We start from the raw sequence: 23,984 nt of genomic DNA, 5'->3' as shown, positions 1-23,984 counted from the left end.
AGGTGTTCCGATGATAAAAAGAATAAAGATGCGCACGTTGCTTATAGGGGGATGTATTACCCTCTTTTTTCTTGTACTCGTAACCCGAATCTTTTTCATTCAAGTTGTGAATGGCGGTGTATGGCAGGAACGGGCAGCCGGTTTGGTAGAGCGGGAACAGACGATTAAGGCTGCACGTGGAACGATTACGGATCGAAATGGTAACATTTTGGCTACTGACGCGCCTGCGTATACGGTTTCTGTTAATCCGTTATTAATTAATGAACTTGGAATTCAGGATGTTGTTACGGAGAAACTTTCTGCCCTTCTTGGGAAAAATGAGAGTGAGATGCGTGCTCTGGTCACAGCCAAAAATAAAGATGGAGTCTTCTATCAGCAACGTGAAGTACGCAGTGAAGGATATAAGATAAGTCCTGAACTTGCTGCACAAGTCAACGAGTTGCGTGAAGAACTGCAAGATGAATATAAGGCGCGTAATGCAATTGTGATGGCTCAGGAGTCGAAGCGTTTTTACCCTGAAGAAACACTTGCCTCTCACCTCTTGGGATATATGAGCCGTGATGGGAAAGCTGTCAATGGACTTGAAGTCTCATATGATGAAGCACTGACTGGTACAGACGGATATCTGAATTATCAGAAGGATGCCAAAGGCATTAAACTTCCGGATTCACAGGATAACTATCTGCCACCTCAGAATGGTAAAAACCTTACGCTAACCATCGATGACACGATCCAGTTCTACATTGAGGATGCAATGAAAGAAGCCGTTGCCAAATATAATCCACTGAGTATGACGGTCATTGCAGCAGACCCGAGCACGATGGAGATTCTAGGCATGGCGAATTGGCCAACTTTTAACCCGAATTCGTATGGGAGTACACCTGATCAAAAGAATTTTATCAATCATGCTACTCAATCCATCTATGAGCCAGGTAGTACATTCAAAATAGTTACGCTGGCAGGGGCTGTAGAAGAAAAACTTTTCGATCCCAATGCAAGTTTCGAATCCAAACGCATGTATATCGGTGGTTTCCCAATTAGTGATAATGGACATGCCTATGGTTGGATATCTTATCTTGAAGGTGTCAAACGGTCAAGTAACATTGCCTTTGTTAACTTGGGTTATAACATGCTTGGTGGTGAACGTCTGCGTCATTACATAGACGAATTCGGTTTTGGTAAAAAGACAGGTATTGATCTACCGAATGAGTCAGCGTCACCGATCAAGCCACTTGTATACAAATCTGAGATTGCCACGGCAGCCTATGGGCATGGTCTTGTACAGGTAACACCAATTCAACAGGTCGCAGCCATCTCTGCGATCGCCAACGGCGGCAAATTGCTGGAGCCACATCTGGTGAAGGAGATCAAGAACCCGAATGATGGGACAACGGAAGTGATCAAACCTAAAGTTGTTCGTCAGGTGATTTCCAAGGAATCTTCTAAACTGGTGAGTGGTTATTTGGAACAAGTGGTTGCAGACCAAACGATTGGTACTGGTCGTAACGCCTATATTGAAGGTTACCGTGTAGCTGGTAAGACAGGTACGGCAAGAAAGGTTGTTAATGGAGCATACAGCAAGTCAAAAGACGTTGTATCGTTTATTGGATTCGCGCCCGTGAATAATCCTAAGATTGCTATACTTGTTGTCATTGACCAACCGGATGGAACCAACATTGGGGGAGGAACCGCAGCTGCACCGGTGTTCAAAAAGATTGTCAGCCAGACTCTTCAATATATGGGAATACCCAAAGATACAGCCAAAACTCCTGACAAAAAGTCAAAAGAAGTCTCTGTCGTGCAAGCCAAGGCACCTGACTTGAGTGGCAAGACAGCCAAACAGGCCAGAAGCCAGCTTCTAAGCGCAGGTATTGCTTATGTGACTCTTGGTCAAGGTGATAATGTAATTCGGCAGTATCCGGTTGCAGGCGCTTCTATGAATCCAGGACAACGAATCTATCTGCTAACGGAAGAAAGCAGCAAGATGAAGATTCCCGATCTAACAGGTGAATCTCTCCGTGATGCCCTTGAAGTGCTTTCTCTCATGAAGGTGGGGGTTACGGTCAAGGGTGAGGGCTATGTCGTGAAGCAAACCGAGCAGGTCGCAGGTGAGCAGAGAACTGTGCAGTTGAACTTGCAAACTGCCAAAGCTGCAGTGACAGGTATAGCCGATGAGGCTCCGATCTCTTCTGATCCGTCGTCAGAAGCTGAAGTGGAGGAACAAGAGCCTTCGGGCGGAGAAGGTAAAACCGACGGAACAGACAAAACAGATAAAACAGATAACAACAAGGCTCCTGCCAATGAATCCGAATCCTCTAATGATCCAGCCACAAACGGAGCTTCGCTTCCATAGGGAGCTCTGACAGCTTGTTCTAACCCCCGGTTGTCCTGAATATTCATGAATGGAACGAATGTCATGATTTTGGGACGAGTGGGGGGATCTTTTCGTGAAAGGATCAAGCGTAAATCTGCGGCGCAGGTTGCTATGGAGTTTAATGATTTTAGTTTTGTTATTTTCGGCCCTGATGATCAGGCTTGCTTATGTACAGCTCGGGGAAGGCCCTGAATTGTCAGCAAAAGCAGAAGAATCCTGGCGGCGTAATATTCCTTACTCAGCCAAGCGGGGGGAGATCCTGGATCGAAATGGAACCTCTCTGGCCTATAATGTGACAACACCGACCATTATGGCCATTCCGGCTCAGGTTAAAGAAGCTGAAAAGACAGCTAAAGCGCTGGCCCCATTGCTTGGGATGACGGAAGAAAAAGTGCTCGCAACCATCAAGAAACGAGAACTCATTGTACGACTACAACCCGGCGGCCGCAAAATTACGATGGAGAAAGCTCAGCGCATCCGTGATTTGAAGCTTCCGGGTATCGTTGTTGCTGAGGACAATAAACGTTTTTATCCTTATGATGATTTGGCTGCCCATATTCTTGGTTTTACGGGCATTGATAATCAGGGCTTAACAGGTGTCGAGAAGAAATATGATGAGAAGCTGAATGGTTTGAATGGCAGTGTGTCCTACTTGTCCGATGCGGCCGGAAGGCTAATGCCGGGCTCATCCGAGAAGTATGTGGAACCGAAGGACGGCCTTAACCTCAAGCTGACCATTGATAAATCCATTCAGTCCATCATGGAGAGAGAATTGGATCAGGCCATGGTGAAGTTCCAGGCGAACTCAGCATTGGCCATAGCGATGAATCCCAAAACGGGTGAAATCTTGGGGATGTCCAGCAGGCCGGGATACGAACCTGCCGATTATCAGCAATATCCAGCGGAGATATACAATCGTAATTTACCGATCTGGATGACCTACGAGCCCGGCTCCACATTTAAGATCATTACTTTGGCAGCAGCGCTTGAAGAGAAAAAGGTCAATCTGCAACAGGATCAATTTTTTGATCCCGGATATGTTGAGGTGGGTGGAGCCCGTCTGCGTTGCTGGAAAAAGGGCGGCCACGGAAGTCAGACCTTCTTACAAGTTGTGGAGAACTCATGTAACCCGGGCTTTGTGGCTTTGGGGCAGAGGCTGGGCAAAGAATCGCTCTTCTCCTATATTAAAGATTTTGGTTTCGGTACCAAGACAGGGATCGATCTCAGCGGAGAAGCCAGTGGAATTCTGTTCAAACTGTCCAGAGTGGGACCTGTCGAGCTTGCAACGACTGCTTTTGGTCAAGGTGTATCGGTAACGCCCATTCAGCAAGTAGCAGCTGTGTCAGCGGCCATCAATGGGGGTAAACTTTACAAGCCTTATGTTACAAAAGCGTGGGTTCATCCGGTGACGGGAGAAGTCATGGAAGAAGCCAAGCCGGAACTGGTTCGTCAGGTGATCTCGGAGAATACGTCCAAGCAAGTACGTGAAGCACTCGAGAGTGTTGTCGCCAAAGGCACAGGACGTCCAGCGTTCATTGATGGATACCGGGTCGGTGGCAAAACAGGTACAGCCCAGAAGGTCATCAACGGACGTTATTCCTCAACCGAGCATATCGTATCCTTTATCGGATTTGCACCTGCAGATGACCCTCAGATTGTAGTCTATACCGCTGTGGATAATCCCAAAGGAATTCAGTTCGGAGGCGTGGTTGCCGCCCCGATTGTGCAGAACATCCTTGAAGATGCGTTGCATTATATGAATGTCCCTGTGCGGAAGGATCAGGTCGCCAAAGAATACAAGTATGGTGAAACCAAAATCGTGACAGTCCCAGACCTGACAGGAGCTACTGTTGAAGATCTGTACGAAGACCTGAACATGAATTTTATGCTGGCGAAGTCTGGCAGTGGTAAATACGTAATTAATCAGGCACCTAAGCCTGGGGCGAGGGTAGATCAGGGATCAACCATCCGCATTTATATGGGGAATGTACTGAACGATGCACATGATCACACAAAGGATGAATAACGGGGCTTAGGGGTAGTTTGAAGCTTCTAGCGCAACAAAATTCATCCAGGTGCGTTTCATTATTGGGTTGTATTGACGATATTAATAAATACAGACATATGTTAAAACAGAAGTATAATTGGAAAAGTGAGGTTATTCATGTGCTTTTAAAACAATTTGCATCGATGCTGACCACCGCCCGCCTCGTGGGCGAATCAAATACAGAATGCCAAAACCTTCAGACAGATTCCCGGCAGGTAAAACCGGGTGATCTGTTTATCTGTCTTCCGGGACATACGGTAGATGGTCATGATTATGCAGAAAAAGCTGTAAATGCAGGTGCAGTTGCATTGGTGGTTGAACGGCAGCTGGATCTGCCTGTACCACAATTGCTGGTGAAGGACAGCCGATTTGCGATGGCTGTTCTGGCAGATTTCTTTTTTGACTCGCCAAGCCAGAAGATGAATATGATTGGTGTAACGGGAACGAACGGAAAAACAACGACCACCTATTTAATTGAAAAAATCATGAGTGATTACGGGCGCAAGACGGGATTGATCGGTACCATTCAAATGCGGTATGACGGTCGCACCTACCCGATGTCAGGAACAACACCAGAGGCGCTTGATCTGCAGCGTAGTCTGCATGATATGGTTCAGAAGGGTACGGACTGCTGTGTTATGGAAGTTTCTTCTCACGCGTTGGAACAAGGGCGAGTAAAGGGAACGAATTTCCGTACTGCGGTATTCACTAACCTGACGCAGGATCATTTGGACTACCACCATTCAATGGAGGAATATCGCGGGGCCAAAGGATTGTTCTTTGCACGACTGGGTAACGGTTATACGGAAGATGTCTCACAGCGTAAATTCGCTGTTATCAATGCAGATGACCCGGCAGCGGATTATTTCATCTCTGTGACTGCGGCTGAAGTGATTACATATGGCATGGGTGAAAAGGCGGATGTACGCGCATCCCAAATCTCAATCACGTCTCAGGGAACTTCCTTCCACGTGGATACATTTGCAGGCAGCGCGGATATTCGCTTGCGCATGGTAGGCAAATTCAATGTGTACAATGCAATGGCAGCAATCTCTGCAGCGCTGGTGGAAGGTATTCCGCTGGAAGAGATCAAGCGCAGTCTGGAGACGGTTCCGGGCGTGGATGGACGTGTTGAAGGAGTGGACGAAGGACAGCCATTTGCTGTTATTGTCGATTATGCCCATACACCGGATGGACTGGAGAATGTGTTGCGGACGGTGAAAGAATTTGCTGAAGGGCGTGTAATCTGCGTGTTTGGCTGTGGTGGTGACAGGGACCGTACCAAACGTCCTCTCATGGGGAAAATTGCTGCGAATTATAGTGATTTTGTACTGGTTACTTCCGATAATCCACGGACAGAAGATCCGGATCTGATTCTCAAAGACATTGAACAGGGCCTGATTGAAGAATCCGTTCCTGCTGAACGTTATACGATGATTGTGGATCGACGCCAGGCGATTCATGAAGCTATTGAAATGGCAAGCCCAGCCGATGTAGTATTGATTGCGGGCAAGGGTCACGAGACCTATCAGATTATCGGCACAACCAAAACCGATTTTGATGACCGAATCATAGCCAAAGAAGCGATAAGGGGCAAATCCAATTGATAAAAAGAACATTGGCACAATTGGCCGAGATGTGTGGAGGAACATTAAGTGATGTTGCCGCTCATGGCAATGTAATGGTCGAAGGGGTGTTTACCGATTCGCGTAAACCTCTGGAAGGCAGTTTATTTATTCCGCTAGTGGGTGAAAGGTTTGACGGACACGAATTTGTGCAAGCCTGTCTAGAGAAGGGGGCTGCAGGCGCGATCTGGCAAAAGGATCATGGTATTCCGCCACAAGGAGCTGTCATTGTTGTTGACGACACACTTGTCGCACTGCAAGCACTCGCATCGGCTTATCTAACGGAGAATAAAGCGGCTGTAGTCGGCATCACAGGCAGCAACGGCAAGACAACAACAAAGGACATCGTGGATGCCATTCTCTCAACGACGTTCAAAGTGCATAAGACACAAGGCAACTTTAATAATCACATTGGTTTACCACTGACTGTACTAAGCATGGACCCGGATACCGAGATTATCATTTTGGAGATGGGTATGAGTGGTCGCGGGGAAATTAACGATTTGTCGGTTATTGCTCAGCCAGATGTAGCGATTATAACCAATATTGGTGAATCTCATCTGCTTCAGCTGGGGTCCAGATTGGAGATTGCCAGAGCCAAAGCCGAGATTGCCGCGGGATTGAAGCCTGGCGGGTTACTGATCTACAACGGAGACGAGCCTTTAATTGCACAAGTCCTTGAAGAGCCCGCAACGAAACAACCTGAGGGATTGCAGCGGTTTACATTTGGTCTGCAAACCGATAATGATGACTATCCTACCGGAATTATGAATGCGCAGAACGGTGTAGTTTTCACCACCAAACAGTCTGGAGAACATGCATTTACGCTACCTCTGCTGGGAACGCATAATGTCGTTAACTGTCTGGCTGCTTTGGCTGTAGCCCGTCATTTCAAAGTGACGACAGAGCAGATTGCAGCGGGATTGTCTCGCTTGAAACTGACAGGCATGCGTATTGAGGTTACTCAAGGCGTTAGTGGTCTAACCCTGCTGAATGATGCATACAATGCAAGTCCAACCTCCATGAAGGCCGCAATTGATGTACTAGAGGGTCTGAAAGGATACCGCATGAAAGTGGCTGTGCTTGGTGATATGCTTGAACTTGGACCTGAAGAACAGAATCTGCATCTTGGAATTGGTGAGTATATTACATCTGCCAAAATGGACATGGTGCTCGTATATGGTCACCTATCAGCACATATTGCTGAAGGAGCAAGAAAGCATATGCCGGCAGAGGCTGTGCATGCTTTTATAGATAAAGAAGAAATGACCCGTTATCTACTGGAGAAACTACATCCCAGAGACGTTGTCTTGTTCAAAGCTTCAAGAGGCATGAAGCTGGAGGACGTGGTCGAAGCACTACAAATAGCACCATTACAGAATCGAGTAGACTAGAGGGGTGAACCCATGGATTTTCAGGTATTACTGTTAACAATCGGCGTTTCATTTATTCTGGCGGTGATTGCCGCACCGCTCCTGATTCCGCTGTTACGCCGGATGAAATTCGGACAGCAAGTTAGGGAAGATGGGCCTCAGAGCCATTTGAAAAAAAGCGGAACACCTACAATGGGTGGTGTCGTCATTTTGGTTGCGTTCACATTGGCCTTTTTGAAATTTTCGGCAGTCAAGAATACAGACTTTTATGTCTTGCTTGTGGCTACGCTGGGATTCGGGCTTATAGGTTTCCTGGATGACTACATCAAAATTGTGTTCAAACGTTCGCTGGGACTGACGGCCAGACAAAAAATGCTGGGTCAATTGTTCTTCAGTGCAGTGATGTGTTTCTTGCTGATCCAGAATGGACACAGCACAGCCATCTCTATTCCGGGTACGTCATTCTCGTTTGACTGGACCGGATGGTTCTATTATCCGTTTGTTGTATTCATGATGCTTGCTATTACCAATGCCGTTAACTTTACCGACGGTCTGGATGGTTTGCTATCAGGGGTAAGTGCGATTGCCTTTGGCGCGTTTGCCATTGTGGCGATGCAAGCGACGTCGATGCCGGCAGCAGTGTGTGCAGCAGCGATGATCGGAGCTGTGCTTGGTTTTCTGGTATACAATGCACATCCGGCTAAAGTGTTTATGGGAGACACCGGTTCTCTGGGTATTGGTGGTGCGATTGGTGCGGTAGCCATTGTAACCAAGACAGAGCTTCTATTTGTCATCATTGGCGGTATTTTTGTTATCGAGATCCTGTCTGTCATCATTCAAGTGGTATCTTTCAAGACTCGTGGCAAGCGTGTATTCAAAATGAGCCCCATTCACCATCACTTTGAATTAAGTGGTTGGTCAGAGTGGCGGGTTGTTATTACCTTTTGGGCGGTAGGCGCAATTTTGGCCGCTCTTGGACTTTATCTCAACAAGGGGTTGTAGATCATGAATCATCCTGAATCATATCGCGGACAACAAGTAGTCGTGCTCGGATTGGCGAAAAGTGGCGTACAGGTCGCCAAAGTGCTGGATCGCGCCGGAGCGAAGGTTACAGTAAATGATAAAAAAGAGAGAGATCAATGTCCCGAAGCTTCCGAATTGGAGGCTTTGGGAATTTCTGTTGTATGCGGAGGACATCCGGATGATCTGATTCACAGTGGTGTGAAGCTGGTCGTTAAAAACCCGGGTATCCCATACCATGCAGCTCCTGTGCAGCAAGCTATGGCATTGGGCATTGAAGTGGTGACCGAAGTAGAGGTAGCTTATCATCTATGTGCTGCACCCATGATCGGGATTACGGGTTCCAACGGTAAAACAACAACGACCACTTGGGTGGGTAAAATGTTGGAGCATGCCGGCCTCAAACCGATCGTTGCCGGTAATATCGGAACACCTCTCTGTGAAGCGGCAGAGCAGGCTTCTCCAGATAACTGGATGGTTGTTGAGCTTAGCAGTTTCCAGCTCAAAGGAACGGTTGATTTCCGTCCCCGGATCGCCAGCTTGCTTAACGTTGCAGAGACGCATCTGGACTATCATGGGGATCTGGATGATTATGTGGCTTCCAAAGCCAAACTGTTCGCCAATCAGCAGCCTGATGACGTAGCCATCCTGAATTGGGATGATTCGGTATGTCGTGGTCTGGTTCCTTACATCAAAGGCAGATTGCTTCCCTTCTCAATGATTGAGAAATTGGATACAGGTGTGTATGCAGATCCACCTTATGTGGATGGAGAAGAGGATGATGTGAAGCGCCAGATTATCTACGCGGATGAAAACGGAGATCAGCACATGATCATCGATATTGAGGACATTGGCATAGCTGGACGATTTAATGTGGAAAATGCAATGGCGGCTGTGGCTATTGCCGTGGCTGCAGGAGCTGATCCAGCGGTACTGGCAGCGCCGCTCGCAGACTTCAAGGCAGTTGAACACCGCCTTGAATATGTACTAGATCATAATGGCGCTGCGTATTACAACAACTCCAAAGCGACCAATTCGAAGGCTACGGTCATGGCTCTGAACTCGTTCAAGGAGCCAGTTGTATTAATTGCCGGAGGGCTAGATCGTGGATCAGACATGATGGAGCTGTTGCCCTTGTTCCAGGAACGGGTAAAAGCTGTCGTTGCAATTGGAGAGACACGGACAAAAATTGCCAAGGTCGCGGAACTTGCCGGATTAAAGCAAATTAAGGTCGTCGATAATGAGGAGGACGCTGCCCTGACGTTAACCGTTGCTGTGCAGGAAGCATCGAAGCTTGCCAGTGCCGGTGATGTCGTTTTGTTATCCCCGGCATGTGCAAGTTGGGACATGTTTGCTTCCTATGAAGAGCGGGGACGCATTTTTAAAGAGGCGGCGCATAACTTGTAAGTAGGGGGGTGGAAAAGCCCCTACTTCCATGCAAGGGGTGGCCTCCTGATGAAACAGACGCGACCGGCACCAGATATTTGGTTGCTGATTTGTATTTTGGCATTGCTTGCCATCGGCATTATTATGGTATATAGTGCGGGCTCGGTGCTTGCCTTTCATGACTATGGCGATTCATTTTATTTTGTAAAAAGACAGGCCCTGTTTGCGGTGCTTGGGCTTGTGGCCATGTTCGTAACTGCTAATGTAGACTACCGGGTGTGGAGGAAATATGCCAAGCCTATATTGATTGCCTGTTTTATAATGCTCATTGCGGTGCTCATTCCTGGAATCGGTGTGGTTCGCGGTGGTGCACGAAGTTGGCTGGGCATTGGTTCGTTCGGTATTCAGCCCTCGGAATTCATGAAGCTGGGCATGATTCTGTTTCTCGCTCACTGGCTGAGCAAGGAACCGGGTAAAATCAAAAACTTCACAACGGGGCTTCTGCCACCGCTGGGATTGATCGGTCTGGCTTTTGGGATTATTATGCTGCAACCTGATTTAGGGACTGGCACCGTGATGATGGGCGCATCGATGCTTATTATTTTTACAGCCGGAGCGCGAATGAAACATCTGAGCTTGCTTGCTCTTGGCGGCGTAGCGGGGTTTGCAGCTTTGATTGCAGCAGCACCCTATCGGTTGCAGCGTATCACAGCGTTTTTGGACCCGTGGTCCGATCCGCTGGGTGCCGGATATCAGATCATTCAATCCTTATACGCAATTGGTCCTGGTGGACTGGCGGGATTGGGACTGGGTATGAGCCGGCAGAAGTACAGTTATGTACCTGAACCGCAAACGGACTTTATTTTTAGTATTTTGGCCGAAGAACTCGGCTTTATAGGTGGAATGATTGTATTATTGTTGTTTCTGGTGCTGGTGTGGAGAGGAATGCGTGTAGCCATGACCGTTCCGGATGCCTTTGGCAGTCTGCTTGGTGTTGGTATCGTAGGTATGGTCGCCGTACAGGTCATTATTAACATTGGTGTTGTCATTGGCATGATGCCTGTTACGGGCATTACATTGCCCCTGATCAGTTACGGCGGATCATCATTAACCCTCATGCTCACAGCACTGGGCATTTTAGTGAATTTATCCCGTTATGCGAGGTGACTAATGCGATGCGAGTCGTTCTAAGCGGTGGCGGTACGGGTGGACATATCTATCCGGCCGTTGCCATAGCAAGACAATGCGAGGCGGAGAACCCGGACTCGACATTTCTGTACATCGGAGGAACCAGAGGGCTGGAAAGTAAACTGGTTCCCCAAGAAAATATTCCTTTTAAATCCATTGATATTACCGGCTTTCGACGGAAATTGTCCATCGACAACCTGAAAACGGTCATGCGTTTCATTCAAGGTGTACGCAAGTCCAAAAAAATGCTGAAGGAATTTAAACCGGATGTTGTGATTGGTACAGGTGGATATGTGTGTGGACCTGTGGTATATGCAGCAACAAAACTGGGAATTCCGAGTATAATTCATGAACAGAACGCCATTCCTGGTCTGACGAACAAATTTTTGATGCGTTATGTGGACACGGTTGCCGTTAGCTTTGAAGGTTCTGAAACATCGTTTTCCGGCGCAAAAAAGGTGATCTATACCGGTAATCCGCGAGCGACTACGGTAGCCCAGGCTAGCCGTGATCGTGGTTTTGCCACATTAGGTGTACCGATGGATAGCCGTGTTGTTCTTGTGGTTGGGGGCAGTCGCGGGGCAAAAGCAATCAATCAGGCCATGGTGGACATGGCTCCAATGCTGGAACAACTGGACGATGTACATGTAGTTTACGTGACAGGGGATACCTATTTTGATGAAACGCGTGAAGCCATTCGCAGCTCATTGGGTACGATGCCAAACCACCTGCATGTCCTGCCTTACGTGCATAATATGCCTGAGGTGCTTGCCTGCACATCCTTGATTGTAAACCGTGCAGGTGCATCATTCCTTGCGGAGATCACATCACTGGGTATTCCTTCGATCCTGATTCCTTCACCTAACGTGACTAATAATCATCAGGAAGCCAATGCACGCACGCTTGAAGGTGGAGGTGCGTCACTCACGATGCTGGAGAAGGATCTTACAGGCAAAGTCCTGTATGAAGCCATCGCCAAGATTATGAATGATGAATCGGGACGCAAACGGATGGCTGAAGCCTCTAGGAAACTGGGGAAACCTGATGCAGCTGAAGTGCTTGTTCATGAAATTCAGCGTCTTGCTGCACGCCGATAAAGTGCGATTGTGGGCGATTGTCACACACAAGACGGGGCTGACATAAGATACCGTATAAATCGTGACCATCGTTCCATGGCGCCAGAACACGGTCTGTCACAACAGAACATACCGTGCTCATCGGTTTTGAAGCAAAGGAGGAAGCAAACATGCATCAGTGGATATCGTTACTATCCCAGAATAATGTTGGCAGAGTTCTTGAAAACGAATCACTAGCCAAATACACCACATGGAAGATCGGCGGTCCTGCGGATGCACTGGTCATTCCCGAGAATAAAGAGCAGATGATGAATCTCGTTCAATTGCTTCACACGTATCAGATTCCGTGGATGCAACTTGGACGGGGCTCAAACATGCTGGTGTCAGACAAAGGAATACGTGGTGTTGTGGTGAAACCAGGCGAGGGCTTTGATTATGCCGAATTTCACGAAGGTGGTGTAACCGCCGGAGCGGCGCATTCTTTTGTTAAACTCAGTGTGGTTGCTGCCAAAAAGGAATGGGTCGGTCTGGAATTCGCCAGCGGTATCCCCGGCACTGTCGGTGGAGCTGTGTACATGAATGCAGGCGCGCATGGATCGGATGTGTCACGGATATTCAAATTCGCTGAGATTGTACTGGAGACAGGGGAATTGGTACGTTACAGCAAGGAGGACATGGATTTTGCCTACCGCCACTCTGTTCTGCATGATCGGAGAGGCATTGTGCTGGAAGCTGCATTTGAACTCCAGCATGGAGAGCGTAACGTCATTTCGGAAACCATGGCGGCTTACAAAGATCGCCGGCGCCGCACACAGCCACTGCAGATGGCATGTGCAGGTAGTGTATTCCGAAATCCACCGGGTGATCATGCAGCCCGCCTGATTGAAGCAGCAGGGCTGAAAGGAATGACCCAGGGAGGCGCACAGGTATCCACCATGCATGCCAATTTCATTGTCAATACAGGCCAAGCAACAGCAGAGGACGTTATCACCCTAATGCAGCAGATACAGAGCACTATATCATCTCAAAACGGTATTAACCTGGTACCGGAAGTCTTCGTAGTGGGTGAGCGGTAAACCCCGGAGGTGATACATTGGACAAATTGGTGATTGAAGGCGGGAAACCCCTCTCAGGATCCATACGCATCCATGGAGCAAAAAATGCCGCTTTACCGATTATGGCCGCAAGTTTGTTGGCAGATGGAGAAGTTACACTGCATAACGTTCCACACTTGCTGGACATTGAAGTGATGCTGTATATCCTGGAACGGCTTGGATGCACGTGTCGGCATGAACAGGGAACAGTGACGATTAATACCTCGTCTATCCGGTCATATGATGTGCCAGAAGATCTAATGAAGCAGATGCGCTCTTCCATTTTTTTGATGGGACCATTGCTGGCTAAGTTTGGGCAAGTGTCAGTGTATCAGCCAGGAGGCTGTGCCATCGGAGAACGCAAAATTGATCTTCACCTCCGGGGCCTGGAAGCGCTCGGAGCTTTGATTGAAGAGCAGGACCAACAGATTATCTGTCATGGACGTAATCTGGTGGGTACAGATATTCTTTTGGATTTCCCGAGTGTGGGTGCGACCGAGAATATTATGATGGCAGCCGTTATGGCTAAAGGGACGACAACCATCTGCAACGCGGCAAGAGAACCTGAAATACAGGACCTGCAACACTTTTTGAATGCTATGGGTGCAAGCATTATTGGTGCAGGAACGGATACAATCACGATCAATGGCGTTGAGAAACTGAAGCCTTGTTCCTATGAGATTATACCGGATCGAATCGTTGCCGGAACTGTGATGATTGCAGCAGCAGCAACACGAGGCAATGTTACGCTTACACACTGCAATCCTGCTCATCTTACTTCACTTATACATGTATTGAAGCGCACTGGTGTTCAAATCACAGTCTGCAATGATATAATGACGGTGAGCTGTATGAGCCGTCCCAAATCAGTAGACCGTATTGTGACTTCTCCGTATCCTTCGTTTCCGACAGATTTGCAATCGCAAATCATGGTGCTGCTCAGTCTGGCAGACGGATTCAGTGTGATGAAGGAAACGGTATTCGAGGGTCGGTTCAAACATGTGGATGAACTGAATGTGATGGGGGCTGATATTTCAGTCGATCTGAACGCAGCATTTATCCGTGGTGTTCCCCGTCTGTACGGGGCTACAGTAGAAGCAACCGATCTTCGTGCAGGTGCAGCTCTGGTCATTGCTGGTCTGGCTGCTCAAGGCAAAACGGTTGTGGAGCAAGTGCATCATATTGACCGGGGCTACGATCAGATCGAGAAGTTATTCCAAAGTCTTGGAGCATCGGTTGAGCGACAGTCGTCCGTTTCGAAACAGTTGGATTTTGCCAATTAACGTCCTTGGCGTCCCCTTCTTGAAGGGAGGGGACCTGAGGCTTTGTGGAGCGCTACTTATGCCTAAAAGTCAAATTCCGGTTCTGAAGAAGAATCGGCCAAAAGGAAACACAAGCCGAAAAATTGTAATTATTCTCTTATTATTATTTATTGTATTGCTCGCTGTATTATTCTTTCGTTCTTCCATGAGTCGGATTTCGGCAATTGAAATTACGGGTAATGTATATACAGCAACTTCAGAACTGCTGGAGAAAAGCGGGCTGAAAGAAGGCGAACAATTTTTTGGGACAAGTACTGCCGAGGTTATTGAGCGTCTCAAGACCATCAAGGCGATTTCCACCGTTACCGTGGACAAGCAATTCCCGGGTATCATCCATATCAAGGTTCAGGAATATGCCACGGTTGCTTATGAGCTTGGTTCTGACGGTACGTTAAAAGCGATATTAGCCAGTGGGACAAGCTTGACGGTTCCGGCAACAATTGGTGTTGCTGTGGAGAAGCCCATATTGACCCAATGGAAGGCTGATGATCCACTCAAAGCCAAACTGAGCCAGACACTGGCTAAAATTCCGAATGAATTGACGACGGATATTTCGGAAATTATTCCCAATCCAACGCCTTCATTTCCGGATCAGATTCGGATGTATACCAAATCACAGTTTGAAGTGATTACAACCGTCTCTCTTTTATCGGATAAAGTGGAGTATCTGAATCAGGTGATTGAGACCGAACGGCCTGGGAAAATCACCATGCTTGAGGCAGATACCTATGTCCCTTTCATCCCGGATGACCCGGAAGATGATGCTGAACCAGGAGCAACCCCCTGATCTTTGCCATAATGAGGCTGGACTGAATATGAAAGCCTAGGCAGGTCGGGGTTTGACCCCGTCAGAGCAATGAAACTTGTTCTTTCTGAGATGAAGAAAAAATGATACACTTGAACTTATGGCACATGAGTTGCCTCCTTCTTTTTTCTTCAATGTTTTATGTCTGGCAACCAGATTTTGACACCCAAAAACATTGTAGAAAAAAGAGGGAAAGCCTGAAGTGTGTTGAATATGTTTTAAGAGTGTTTAAATTCGAACGTAATTTACTATTGGAGTCAGGAGGTGCCACAGACTTGAGCAACAATGACATCATTGTTAGTTTGGACATCGGTACATCCAAAATTCGCGCTATTATTGGGGAAATGAATAATGGAACCTTTAATATTATAGGAGTTGGATCTGCCGACTCGGAGGGAATTCGCAAAGGTGTAATCGTAGATATCGATCAGACGGTGCAGTCGATTCGCAACGCAGTGGATCATGCAGAACGTATGGTAGGTATTCAAATATCCGAAGTGTATGTTGGAATCTCGGGAAATCATATCGGACTGATGAGCAGTCACGGCGTCGTGGCTGTGTCTAACGAGGATCGTGAAATCGGAGAAGAAGACATGGAACGGGTGTTGAAAGCAGCCGAAGTCATTGCAGTTCCGCCGGAACGGGAAATTATTGATGTTGTCGCCAAGCAATATGTTGTAGATGGCTTGGAGGGCATACAGGACCCCCGTGGTATGATTGGTGTTCGTCTGGAAGTTGAAGCAACGATCATAACGGGTGCAAAAACCGCGATACATAATCTTTTGCGCTGCGTGGAAAAAGCGGGTCTGAAAGTAAGCGATCTGGTTCTCATGTCGCTTGGAGCGGGTCAACTGGCTTTGTCCAAAGATGAAAAAACGATGGGTTCAGTGCTTGTTGATATTGGAGCAGGTGCAACAACCATCGCCATTTTTGAAGAAGACAGTCTTGTTGCAACATCAACATTGCCTATAGGTGGGGAATTCGTAACAAATGATATCGCCTATGGCTTACGCACGTTAACGGATCAGGCAGAGAAAGTGAAACTGAAATATGGCTGCGCCTGGTTGGATGATGCTGCTGCGGATGTGATGTTCAAAGTCACCCGAATTGGCAGTAATGTAGACAAGGAGTTTTCACAGGAGGATCTGGCAGCAATTATTGAACCTAGGGTTCAAGAAATATTCCAGATGATATCCCAAGAAGTGAAGCGTCTTGGTTACAACGAGCTTCCTGGAGGTTATATACTAACGGGAGGTACGGTCTCTATGCCGGGGGTTCTGCAGGTCGCTCAGCATGAGCTTGCTGCTTCGGTACGAGTCGCAGTTCCGGATTATATTGGTGTGCGTGACCCCGGGTTTACAAGCGGAGTCGGCATATTGCACAGTGTAATTCGCAGTTTGCGCATTCGTCCCTCGATCAATAACGGCGGTGGAAATAATAACAACAACAATAATAACAACAAGAAACCGACCAACCGTCCGAAGCCAAATACGGCACAGGAATCGGAGCAAAAACCCGGTCTGTTCGAGCGGCTGAAGAATATGTTCAGCGAATTTATATAACAGGTTGGATCCATTTCATACATTCTTGAAGCCGTCTGAATGCGCCGGTACTAAAATAAACGCTTTCGTTCGTCGATATATGAAATTGATTCGGTTCAAATCAAAAATTGGACGGGCCATCCATGCACATTGAGGGGGAGATGGAATAATATGTTGGAATTTGATTTCGAGATGGAGAGCTTGGCTCAAATTAAAGTCATCGGTGTAGGCGGCGGCGGAAGCAATGCAGTCAACCGTATGATTGAAAATGGTGTACAAGGTGTTGAATTTATTACGGTAAATACGGATGCGCAGGCGTTACACCTGGCGAAATCCGAGCATAAATTGCAAATCGGTGATAAATTGACTCGTGGTCTTGGTGCTGGTGCCAACCCGGATGTAGGTAAAAAAGCAGCGGAAGAGTCCCGAGATCTGATCATGAACACGTTGAAAGGTGCAGACATGGTATTTGTTACAGCCGGTATGGGCGGCGGTACAGGTACAGGTGCGGCTCCGGTTATTGCCGAAATCGCTAAAGAGTGTGGTGCACTTACAGTGGGTGTCGTAACTCGTCCATTTACATTTGAAGGACGCAAGCGTTCCAGTCATGCAGAGCAAGGTATTGAAGCTCTCAAGGAAAAAGTCGACACACTGATCGTGATTCCTAATGATCGTTTGCTCGAAATCGTAGACAAAAAGACTCCTATGCTTGAAGCATTCCGTCAAGCGGATAACGTACTTCGTCAAGCTGTACAAGGTATCTCTGATTTGATCGCTGTACCGGGTCTGATCAACCTTGACTTTGCTGACGTCAAAACGATTATGCATGAACGTGGTTCAGCCCTTATGGGGATTGGTGAATCAACTGGTGAGAATCGTGCCGCAGAAGCAGCACGTAAAGCCATTATGAGTCCTTTGCTTGAAACTTCTATTGAAGGTGCTCGCGGGGTAATCATGAACATTACGGGTGGCGTTAATCTGTCCCTGTATGAAGTGAATGAAGCGGCAGAGATCGTAACGTCTGCTTCCGACCCGGAAGTAAACATGATCTTTGGTGCCATCATTGACGAAGACCTGAAAGAGGAGATTAAGGTTACAGTTATTGCAACCGGTTTTGAAGATAAACCTGCTCCACCACCACCAGGACGTAAGCCAGCTCCAGCAACAGCGGAGACGACAGATACGCGTTCGCCGAACCTGCGTCCTTTTGGAAATCAGCCGAGCAATGATCAGCTGGACATTCCGACATTTTTACGCAATCGTTCACGCAATAATAACAACGATTAATACGCAAATCAATGTATTGGAAACCCGGTACTCCTTATGGAGTGACCGGGTTTTTTCTGTTTATTTAGATATCATAGCATACAGCAATGAACAAATTCTGAACAAAGGGCCTGAGCAATTCCGACAAAAAAAGTTGGAACCACACCCCCATGATTAGACAGACTTTGAACAGGGGGCTCCGTATACTTGTGAATATGCTCATGAATATCAGGATATCGGGTACCGGTATTTCGATATGTTGCGCGCAGGCAGGTGAAGACTTTGGTTGTTTATGTGGATCTAATTTTTTTGACAAACCTGTGTATTGACGGTGCACTCATCGGAATGACCGCCTGGATGCGCAAGACAAAGCTGGTTTGGTGGCGATGGTTGCTGTCAGCCATTGTCGGTGCATTATACGTTGTCATGATGTTTGTACCGGAGTTTGATTTTATGTTCACCTTTTTGATCAAGTTCGGGTTCTCGCTGGTCATGCTTACGATTGCTTTTGGGTTTAAAGGTCTGCAGGCTTTTGCGAGGACGCTGGGTACCTTCTATGTGATTAATTTTGTCGCTGCTGGAGGTATTCTGGGTGTGCATTACATGCTTCAGAGCTCCGGTGAGTTGTTTAACGGCATTTGGTTCACGGCTTCTGGCGGTATGTCATTTGATCTGAAAATTGCTTTCTGGTTCACGTTTATCGTATTTTTTGCTGTCCTGTTTTTATTTAAAGCTGTGCAGAGTTCAAAACGGAAAACGGATCGCATGACGACCTATTTGGGCAAAGTTGAGGTCTGCATCGATGAGGTAGTCATTTCTTGTACAGGCCTTCTGGATACGGGCAATCAACTTACAGATCCCTTATCGCGCATGCCGGTCATGGTGATGGAGGTTTCGTTATGGCAAGACATGTTACCTGCTTCATGGAAGGGTAGACTCAAGGACGAGGCGCCGGACAACCTTATTCTGGAGCTTGATCAGGAAAGTTTTCAGTGGCAGGATCGACTGCGGCTAGTGCCTTATCGGGGCATTAACAAAGGGACTGCGTTTATGCTGGCAATGAAGCCGGACCGGGTGAAGGTGACGATGGAGGAAACATGTTATGAGACGACAAGGGTACTTATTGGGCTGGATGGAGGTGTTTTGTCGTCGGATGGGAAATACCAGGCCGTGATTCATCCTGAACTTGTGCAAGACGCTGCTTCTGCGCAGTCTACGGCTCTCTCTGCGGGAGCAACAGAAAAGCCGCTGAATGTGGTATAGGAGGAACGTACATGCTTGTGAAATGGAAACTGGTGGCGCAGCTGCAATATTACCGTCTGTTATTTTTATTGGGACTCAAAAGCGAAGAGATCTATTATATTGGGGGAAGTGAGGCACTTCCGCCGCCATTGACCCGGGAAGAGGAAGAATTTTTGCTGCAAAAATTATCTTCGGGAGACTCGGCCATTCGCGCGATGCTCATTGAGCGCAACTTGCGTCTGGTGGTGTACATTGCACGCAAATTTGAAAACACAGGAATCAATATTGAGGATTTGGTCTCCATTGGAGCCATCGGATTGATTAAGGCAGTGAATACATTTGACCCGGAAAAGAAAATCAAACTGGCAACCTATGCTTCACGTTGTATCGAAAATGAAATTTTGATGTACCTAAGACGTAATAGTAAGATCCGAACTGAAGTTTCTTTTGATGAACCGCTCAACATTGATTGGGATGGAAATGAACTATTATTATCCGATGTATTGGGTACAGAAAACGATACAATCTATCGGAATATTGAAGAGCAGGTAGACCGAAAACTTCTGCACAAGGCACTGGAAAAATTAACGGAGCGCGAGCGAATGATTATGGAGCTTCGTTTTGGCCTGACGGATGGGGAAGAAAAGACACAAAAAGATGTAGCAGATCTCCTCGGAATCTCCCAATCCTACATCTCTCGTCTCGAAAAAAGAATCATTAAAAGACTCCGCAAAGAGTTCAATAAAATGGTCTGAAATACATCATTGGTCAGAATGGGTATTACTGGCAAGGGTGCCAAGTACGAATAAAAAAGCCTGCCCCGGAGATAATGTACATTAATGTTTCTCCTTGGGAGGTAAATCACGATGACCCGAAACAAAGTCGAGATTTGTGGCGTGGACACCGCAAAATTGCCTGTCCTCACCAACACTGAAATGCGGGAATTGTTTCATTCCCTTCAGCAACACCATGATCGCTCAGCAAGAGAGAAATTAGTGAATGGCAACCTGCGTCTTGTGCTCAGTGTCATTCAGCGTTTTAACAATCGGGGGGAGTTTGTCGATGATCTGTTCCAGGTTGGTTGCATCGGCCTGATGAAAGCCATTGATAATTTTGATTTATCCCAGAATGTCAAATTTTCAACCTACGCGGTGCCGATGATTATCGGTGAAATCCGTCGATACCTGCGTGACAATAATCCGATTCGGGTATCTCGCTCCTTGAGGGACATTGCTTACAAAGCACTTCAGGTCCGTGACAGCCTGACGAATAAAAACTCTCGGGAACCGACGATATTCGAAATTGCGGAAGTACTGAATGTGCCGAAGGAAGATGTTGTTTTTGCATTGGACGCCATTCAGGACCCGGTCTCGCTCTTCGAACCGATTTATCATGATGGTGGTGATCCGATCTATGTTATGGATCAGATCAGCGATGACAGAAACAAAGACGTGTCATGGATCGAGGAAATTGCACTTCGTGAAGCGATGCATCGTCTTGGTCAGCGGGAAAAAATGATTCTGTCGATGCGGTTTTTCGAAGGGAAAACCCAGATGGAAGTGGCTGATGAAATTGGCATTTCCCAGGCTCAGGTATCACGTCTGGAGAAATCAGCAATACAGCAGATGCAAAAACATGTAAAGTCATAACAGGATGCAAAGGCAGAAGGACGATCAATCGGGGCAGTGTATACCGTTGGTCGTCTTTTTGTTATGGACCGTTTCCACATTCGATGAAAAACAGGACATTTTTCGCCCTTGAAACATATATTGTATAGAAGCGTGAAGAACGGGCAGAAGAGGAATAACAGGGGGCGGGAATGAATGAAAGTAAATACGAGCGAAGTAGCGGCACGAGGCATGAAAATCTCGGATTTTCAGACAAAGGATGTCATTAACATTACGGATGGTAAACGCCTCGGTCAGATCAGTGATTTGGAACTGGATCTGAAGCAGGGACGAATTGAAGCGATTGTTGTGCCAGGGTACAGCCGTTTTATGGGTCTCTTTGGCGGGGGAACAGACCTGGTCATTCCTTGGAGAAACATTGTGAAGATTGGTTCAGATGTGATACTGGTGAAGATGGATGAGGTGAAGGAAAATACGTATGACGAGCGTGATCGCGAAGCGCGCCTGTATGATGAACAGCAGCATAACCGCACAGAGCGAGTGGAACGCATTGAACGGTCGGAACGTAATCAGCGTCGAACGATATAAAGGAGACAGAATGTGGCTCATTTGGTACACTGGAAGTGGTGAGGTGAGATAATGGAACCCTTTGTATTGGATAAAGAATTACTTGAACGGACCAAGAACCCAAATTCAGATTTCGGTCCTGATCCGTTATTATTATATGTTGAGCCCTGGACACAGCAATTTGAACAGTTGTCAGTCGGGTTTACGACGAGGCATGGTGGAGTTGGAAAAGTTCCGTATGCTACGCTCAATTGTGCTTATCATGTGGGGGATGACCCTGAAGTTGTACTTAACAACCGCAGGCTTGTAACCGAGAAGCTTGGTTTTGCAGCAGAAGCTTGGACCTGTGGAGAGCAGGTGCATGGCAAACATGTCGCAGTAATTACCGCTGAAGATCGGAGCAGAGGATTACTTGATCGTCAATCTGCGTTGCAGGATACGGATGGATTGGTCACGAATGTGCCTGGTGTGCTGCTGACTTCTTTCTACGCAGACTGTGTGCCGCTTTATTTCTATGACCCTGTACAGCAGGCGGTAGGTCTTGCTCATGCCGGCTGGAAAGGTACAGTCGCGGGTATCGCTGTATCCATGGTGGAGACGATGGAACGGGAGTATGGCAGCCGTAGGCAGGACATTCGAGCTGCAATCGGTCCGTCGATTGGGGATTGCTGTTATGAAGTGGATGAGGCGGTCATGCAGCATGTACGGGTTTGGTTTGATGATTCCCAGGTTAATGATGAATACAAGGATTCTGCTTCCAAACAAGCATATCGAGCCGTGAATAACGGTAAAACGATGTTAAACTTGAAAGAATGTAATCGACACATTATGATGAAAGCAGGAATAATGCCGGATCATATCGAATGTACAACATGGTGTACAAGTTGTCATCCCGAACTATTTTTCTCCTATCGGAAGGAAAATGGTGTTACAGGGCGGATGGCGAGCTGGATTGGGCTGGAAGAGAGGTGACCCTCTGTGTCATTGGAGGAGCGTATTCAACAGGTAAATCAGAAGATCGAGGACGCATGTCGGCGCAGTAACCGTCATCGTGATGATGTGAATGTGATTGCGGTCACGAAATATGTCTCACTTGAAACAACGGGATCGGTGCTGAATCATGGTCTTGAGCATATTGGAGAAAACCGGTGGCAGGATGCACAGGCCAAATGGGAAGCTTTTGGTCAGCAGGGTACCTGGCACTTTATCGGTCATTTGCAGACAAACAAGGTGAAAGACGTGATTGGCAAGTTTCGTTACATCCATTCACTGGATCGTTTGTCATTGGCGAAGGAGTTGGATAAAAAAGCAGCTTCACTTGGCATCCAGGTGGAAACGTTTTTGCAGGTGAATATTTCGGGTGAAGAGAGCAAGTATGGATTACAGCCTGAACAGGCAAGTTCTTTTTTGCGTGATATTCGTTCGTTCAACAATCTCAAGGTCGTTGGCCTGATGACTATGGCACCTCATGAGGAAGATCCGGAGCTGACACGTCCCGTATTTCGTGGATTGCGTGAGCTGAGAGATCAATTGAATGGACAAGCCCTTACAGCAGAGCCATTGACTGAGCTGTCAATGGGGATGTCCAATGATTTTGAAGTGGCCATTGAAGAAGGTGCAACCTGGGTACGGCTAGGATCGATTCTCGTAGGAAAAGAGGAGGGTTCACGATGGGCGTAATGAATAAATTTATGAATTTCCTCGGACTTCAGGAAGAGGAAGAGATTGTGGAACGTGAACGAATGGCTGCGCAGGAGGAAAATGAGTCTGAACATCAGGAAGCTGAAACCTCCAGTCTCGATAAACGTAGAAACCAAAGGGGGAATAATGTGGTGAGCATTCATTCCCAGAAAAATGTTAAAGTTGTCCTGTATGAACCGCGTTCTTATGACGAGGCTCAGGAAATTGCCGACCATCTGCGTTCGCATCGTACTGTTGTGGTGAACTTGCAACGAATTCGCCAGGACCAAGCGCTGCGCGTTATTGATTTTTTGAGTGGCACGGTATATGCATTGGGTGGCGGTATTTCCAAAATCGGCGGAAACATTTTTCTCTGTACGCCAGATACGGTTGAAATTCAGGGCTCAATTACGGAAATACTGGCTGACAGCGAGCAAGATTATAACAGAATGAGGTGAGCCACTTTTGTATCAGATCGAAAGCGTGTTGTACACGTTATACCAGATTTACTTTTACATGGTTATTGTCTACATATTGATGTCTTGGCTTCCCAATGCGCGGGAAAGCTTCATCGGTGAATGGCTGGGCAAATTAGTGGAGCCATATCTAAGACCATTCCGTCGATTTATCCCCCCTTTGTTCGGTGTGCTGGATATTTCCCCAATTGTGGCGCTGATCGTTCTCCAACTCGCGCTTAATGGGCTGATTTCCATACTCCGGTATTTTGCATATTAGGGTAGGGTGATATAG

21 protein-coding genes are annotated in these 23,984 nt (G+C 47.2%); all 21 read left to right on the top strand.

From position 1 onward, the window contains the following. The first annotated feature begins 10 nt into the window (after nucleotides 1-10). A complete protein-coding gene (locus ACETMN_RS23735; RefSeq protein ID WP_411735207.1) occupies nucleotides 11-2,353 on the top strand; it encodes a penicillin-binding transpeptidase domain-containing protein in 2,343 nt (780 codons plus the stop codon). Between the two features lie 94 nt (nucleotides 2,354-2,447). Then, nucleotides 2,448-4,400 (top strand): stage V sporulation protein D, encoded by a 1,953-nt coding sequence (locus tag ACETMN_RS23730; protein WP_411735206.1) that lies wholly within the window; start codon nucleotides 2,448-2,450, stop codon nucleotides 4,398-4,400. Between the two features lie 140 nt (nucleotides 4,401-4,540). Then, a complete protein-coding gene (locus tag ACETMN_RS23725; protein ID WP_411735205.1) occupies nucleotides 4,541-6,028 on the top strand; it encodes a UDP-N-acetylmuramoyl-L-alanyl-D-glutamate--2,6-diaminopimelate ligase in 1,488 nt (495 codons plus the stop codon). Further along, nucleotides 6,028-7,440 (top strand): UDP-N-acetylmuramoyl-tripeptide--D-alanyl-D-alanine ligase, encoded by a 1,413-nt coding sequence (locus ACETMN_RS23720; RefSeq protein ID WP_341074262.1) that lies wholly within the window; start codon nucleotides 6,028-6,030, stop codon nucleotides 7,438-7,440. Before ACETMN_RS23725 ends, ACETMN_RS23720 begins: the two co-directional genes overlap by 1 nt. A 12-nt stretch (nucleotides 7,441-7,452) precedes the next feature. Continuing rightward, a complete protein-coding gene (gene mraY, locus ACETMN_RS23715) occupies nucleotides 7,453-8,421 on the top strand; it encodes a phospho-N-acetylmuramoyl-pentapeptide-transferase (RefSeq protein ID WP_047843751.1) in 969 nt (322 codons plus the stop codon). A gap of 3 nt (nucleotides 8,422-8,424) precedes the next feature. After that, the gene (gene murD, locus ACETMN_RS23710) at nucleotides 8,425-9,846 is read left to right on the top strand and encodes a UDP-N-acetylmuramoyl-L-alanine--D-glutamate ligase (protein WP_105599704.1); all 1,422 of its coding nucleotides are present in this window, start codon (nucleotides 8,425-8,427) and stop codon (nucleotides 9,844-9,846) included. 48 nt (nucleotides 9,847-9,894) lie between these two features. After that, complete coding sequence (gene spoVE, locus ACETMN_RS23705; protein ID WP_091014067.1) at nucleotides 9,895-10,992, top strand: stage V sporulation protein E; 1,098 nt, start codon at nucleotides 9,895-9,897, stop codon at nucleotides 10,990-10,992. An 8-nt stretch (nucleotides 10,993-11,000) separates the two neighbouring features. Next, the gene (gene murG / locus ACETMN_RS23700) at nucleotides 11,001-12,110 is read left to right on the top strand and encodes an undecaprenyldiphospho-muramoylpentapeptide beta-N-acetylglucosaminyltransferase (protein ID WP_091014070.1); all 1,110 of its coding nucleotides are present in this window, start codon (nucleotides 11,001-11,003) and stop codon (nucleotides 12,108-12,110) included. 149 nt (nucleotides 12,111-12,259) lie between these two features. Further along, nucleotides 12,260-13,165, top strand: a complete 906-nt coding sequence (gene murB, locus ACETMN_RS23695; RefSeq protein ID WP_091014073.1) for a UDP-N-acetylmuramate dehydrogenase — start codon at nucleotides 12,260-12,262, stop codon at nucleotides 13,163-13,165. A 17-nt stretch (nucleotides 13,166-13,182) separates the two neighbouring features. Next, nucleotides 13,183-14,466 (top strand): UDP-N-acetylglucosamine 1-carboxyvinyltransferase, encoded by a 1,284-nt coding sequence (gene murA / locus ACETMN_RS23690; RefSeq protein ID WP_091014075.1) that lies wholly within the window; start codon nucleotides 13,183-13,185, stop codon nucleotides 14,464-14,466. Nucleotides 14,467-14,524: 58 nt separating this feature from the next. Then, nucleotides 14,525-15,292 carry a cell division protein FtsQ/DivIB gene (locus tag ACETMN_RS23685; RefSeq protein WP_091014077.1) on the top strand — a complete coding sequence of 256 codons (768 nt, stop codon included), beginning with the start codon at nucleotides 14,525-14,527 and terminating at the stop codon, nucleotides 15,290-15,292. 293 nt (nucleotides 15,293-15,585) lie between these two features. Continuing rightward, nucleotides 15,586-16,872 (top strand): cell division protein FtsA, encoded by a 1,287-nt coding sequence (gene ftsA, locus ACETMN_RS23680; protein ID WP_074095848.1) that lies wholly within the window; start codon nucleotides 15,586-15,588, stop codon nucleotides 16,870-16,872. A 150-nt stretch (nucleotides 16,873-17,022) separates the two neighbouring features. Beyond that, nucleotides 17,023-18,138 (top strand): cell division protein FtsZ, encoded by a 1,116-nt coding sequence (gene ftsZ, locus ACETMN_RS23675; RefSeq protein ID WP_017687306.1) that lies wholly within the window; start codon nucleotides 17,023-17,025, stop codon nucleotides 18,136-18,138. A 261-nt stretch (nucleotides 18,139-18,399) separates the two neighbouring features. Further along, on the top strand, nucleotides 18,400-19,380 hold the full coding sequence (gene spoIIGA / locus ACETMN_RS23670) for a sigma-E processing peptidase SpoIIGA (RefSeq protein WP_091014080.1): 981 nt from the start codon (nucleotides 18,400-18,402) through the stop codon (nucleotides 19,378-19,380). Nucleotides 19,381-19,391: 11 nt separating this feature from the next. Continuing rightward, nucleotides 19,392-20,114: an RNA polymerase sporulation sigma factor SigE gene (gene sigE, locus ACETMN_RS23665; RefSeq protein WP_017687308.1), complete on the top strand. Its 723-nt coding sequence runs from the start codon at nucleotides 19,392-19,394 to the stop codon at nucleotides 20,112-20,114. A gap of 111 nt (nucleotides 20,115-20,225) precedes the next feature. Then, on the top strand, nucleotides 20,226-21,008 hold the full coding sequence (sigG, locus tag ACETMN_RS23660; RefSeq protein WP_017687309.1) for an RNA polymerase sporulation sigma factor SigG: 783 nt from the start codon (nucleotides 20,226-20,228) through the stop codon (nucleotides 21,006-21,008). 174 nt (nucleotides 21,009-21,182) lie between these two features. Further along, nucleotides 21,183-21,575, top strand: coding sequence for a YlmC/YmxH family sporulation protein (locus ACETMN_RS23655; RefSeq protein WP_017687310.1), 393 nt, complete (start codon nucleotides 21,183-21,185; stop codon nucleotides 21,573-21,575). Nucleotides 21,576-21,626: 51 nt separating this feature from the next. After that, a complete protein-coding gene (gene pgeF / locus ACETMN_RS23650) occupies nucleotides 21,627-22,526 on the top strand; it encodes a peptidoglycan editing factor PgeF (RefSeq protein WP_091014081.1) in 900 nt (299 codons plus the stop codon). A 6-nt stretch (nucleotides 22,527-22,532) separates the two neighbouring features. Next, on the top strand, nucleotides 22,533-23,234 hold the full coding sequence (locus tag ACETMN_RS23645; RefSeq protein ID WP_017687312.1) for a YggS family pyridoxal phosphate-dependent enzyme: 702 nt from the start codon (nucleotides 22,533-22,535) through the stop codon (nucleotides 23,232-23,234). Continuing rightward, on the top strand, nucleotides 23,225-23,692 hold the full coding sequence (locus ACETMN_RS23640; protein WP_017687313.1) for a cell division protein SepF: 468 nt from the start codon (nucleotides 23,225-23,227) through the stop codon (nucleotides 23,690-23,692). The genes ACETMN_RS23645 and ACETMN_RS23640 overlap by 10 nt, the downstream gene beginning before the upstream one ends. Before the next feature lie 7 nt (nucleotides 23,693-23,699). Next, the gene (locus ACETMN_RS23635; protein WP_036674839.1) at nucleotides 23,700-23,969 is read left to right on the top strand and encodes a YggT family protein; all 270 of its coding nucleotides are present in this window, start codon (nucleotides 23,700-23,702) and stop codon (nucleotides 23,967-23,969) included. Nucleotides 23,970-23,984 lie beyond the last annotated feature (15 nt).

The organism is Paenibacillus sp. M2 (assembly GCF_046713495.1).
Taxonomy (GTDB): Bacteria; Bacillota; Bacilli; order Paenibacillales; family Paenibacillaceae; genus Paenibacillus; species Paenibacillus amylolyticus_B.
This window is presented reverse-complemented; position numbering and strand designations above follow the sequence as displayed.

What these genes read in the sequence shown, in the direction of transcription:
- ACETMN_RS23735 (WP_411735207.1), top strand. Translation starts at nt 11, where the DNA reads ATGATAAAAAGAATAAAGATGCGCACGTTGCTTATAGGGGGATGTATT.
- mraY (WP_047843751.1), top strand. Translation starts at nt 7,453, where the DNA reads ATGGATTTTCAGGTATTACTGTTAACAATCGGCGTTTCATTTATTCTG.
- murD (WP_105599704.1), top strand. Translation starts at nt 8,425, where the DNA reads ATGAATCATCCTGAATCATATCGCGGACAACAAGTAGTCGTGCTCGGA.
- spoVE (WP_091014067.1), top strand. Translation starts at nt 9,895, where the DNA reads ATGAAACAGACGCGACCGGCACCAGATATTTGGTTGCTGATTTGTATT.
- murG (WP_091014070.1), top strand. Translation starts at nt 11,001, where the DNA reads ATGCGAGTCGTTCTAAGCGGTGGCGGTACGGGTGGACATATCTATCCG.
- murB (WP_091014073.1), top strand. Translation starts at nt 12,260, where the DNA reads ATGCATCAGTGGATATCGTTACTATCCCAGAATAATGTTGGCAGAGTT.
- ACETMN_RS23685 (WP_091014077.1), top strand. Translation starts at nt 14,525, where the DNA reads ATGCCTAAAAGTCAAATTCCGGTTCTGAAGAAGAATCGGCCAAAAGGA.
- ftsZ (WP_017687306.1), top strand. Translation starts at nt 17,023, where the DNA reads ATGTTGGAATTTGATTTCGAGATGGAGAGCTTGGCTCAAATTAAAGTC.
- sigE (WP_017687308.1), top strand. Translation starts at nt 19,392, where the DNA reads ATGCTTGTGAAATGGAAACTGGTGGCGCAGCTGCAATATTACCGTCTG.
- sigG (WP_017687309.1), top strand. Translation starts at nt 20,226, where the DNA reads ATGACCCGAAACAAAGTCGAGATTTGTGGCGTGGACACCGCAAAATTG.
- ACETMN_RS23655 (WP_017687310.1), top strand. Translation starts at nt 21,183, where the DNA reads ATGAAAGTAAATACGAGCGAAGTAGCGGCACGAGGCATGAAAATCTCG.
- pgeF (WP_091014081.1), top strand. Translation starts at nt 21,627, where the DNA reads ATGGAACCCTTTGTATTGGATAAAGAATTACTTGAACGGACCAAGAAC.
- ACETMN_RS23640 (WP_017687313.1), top strand. Translation starts at nt 23,225, where the DNA reads ATGGGCGTAATGAATAAATTTATGAATTTCCTCGGACTTCAGGAAGAG.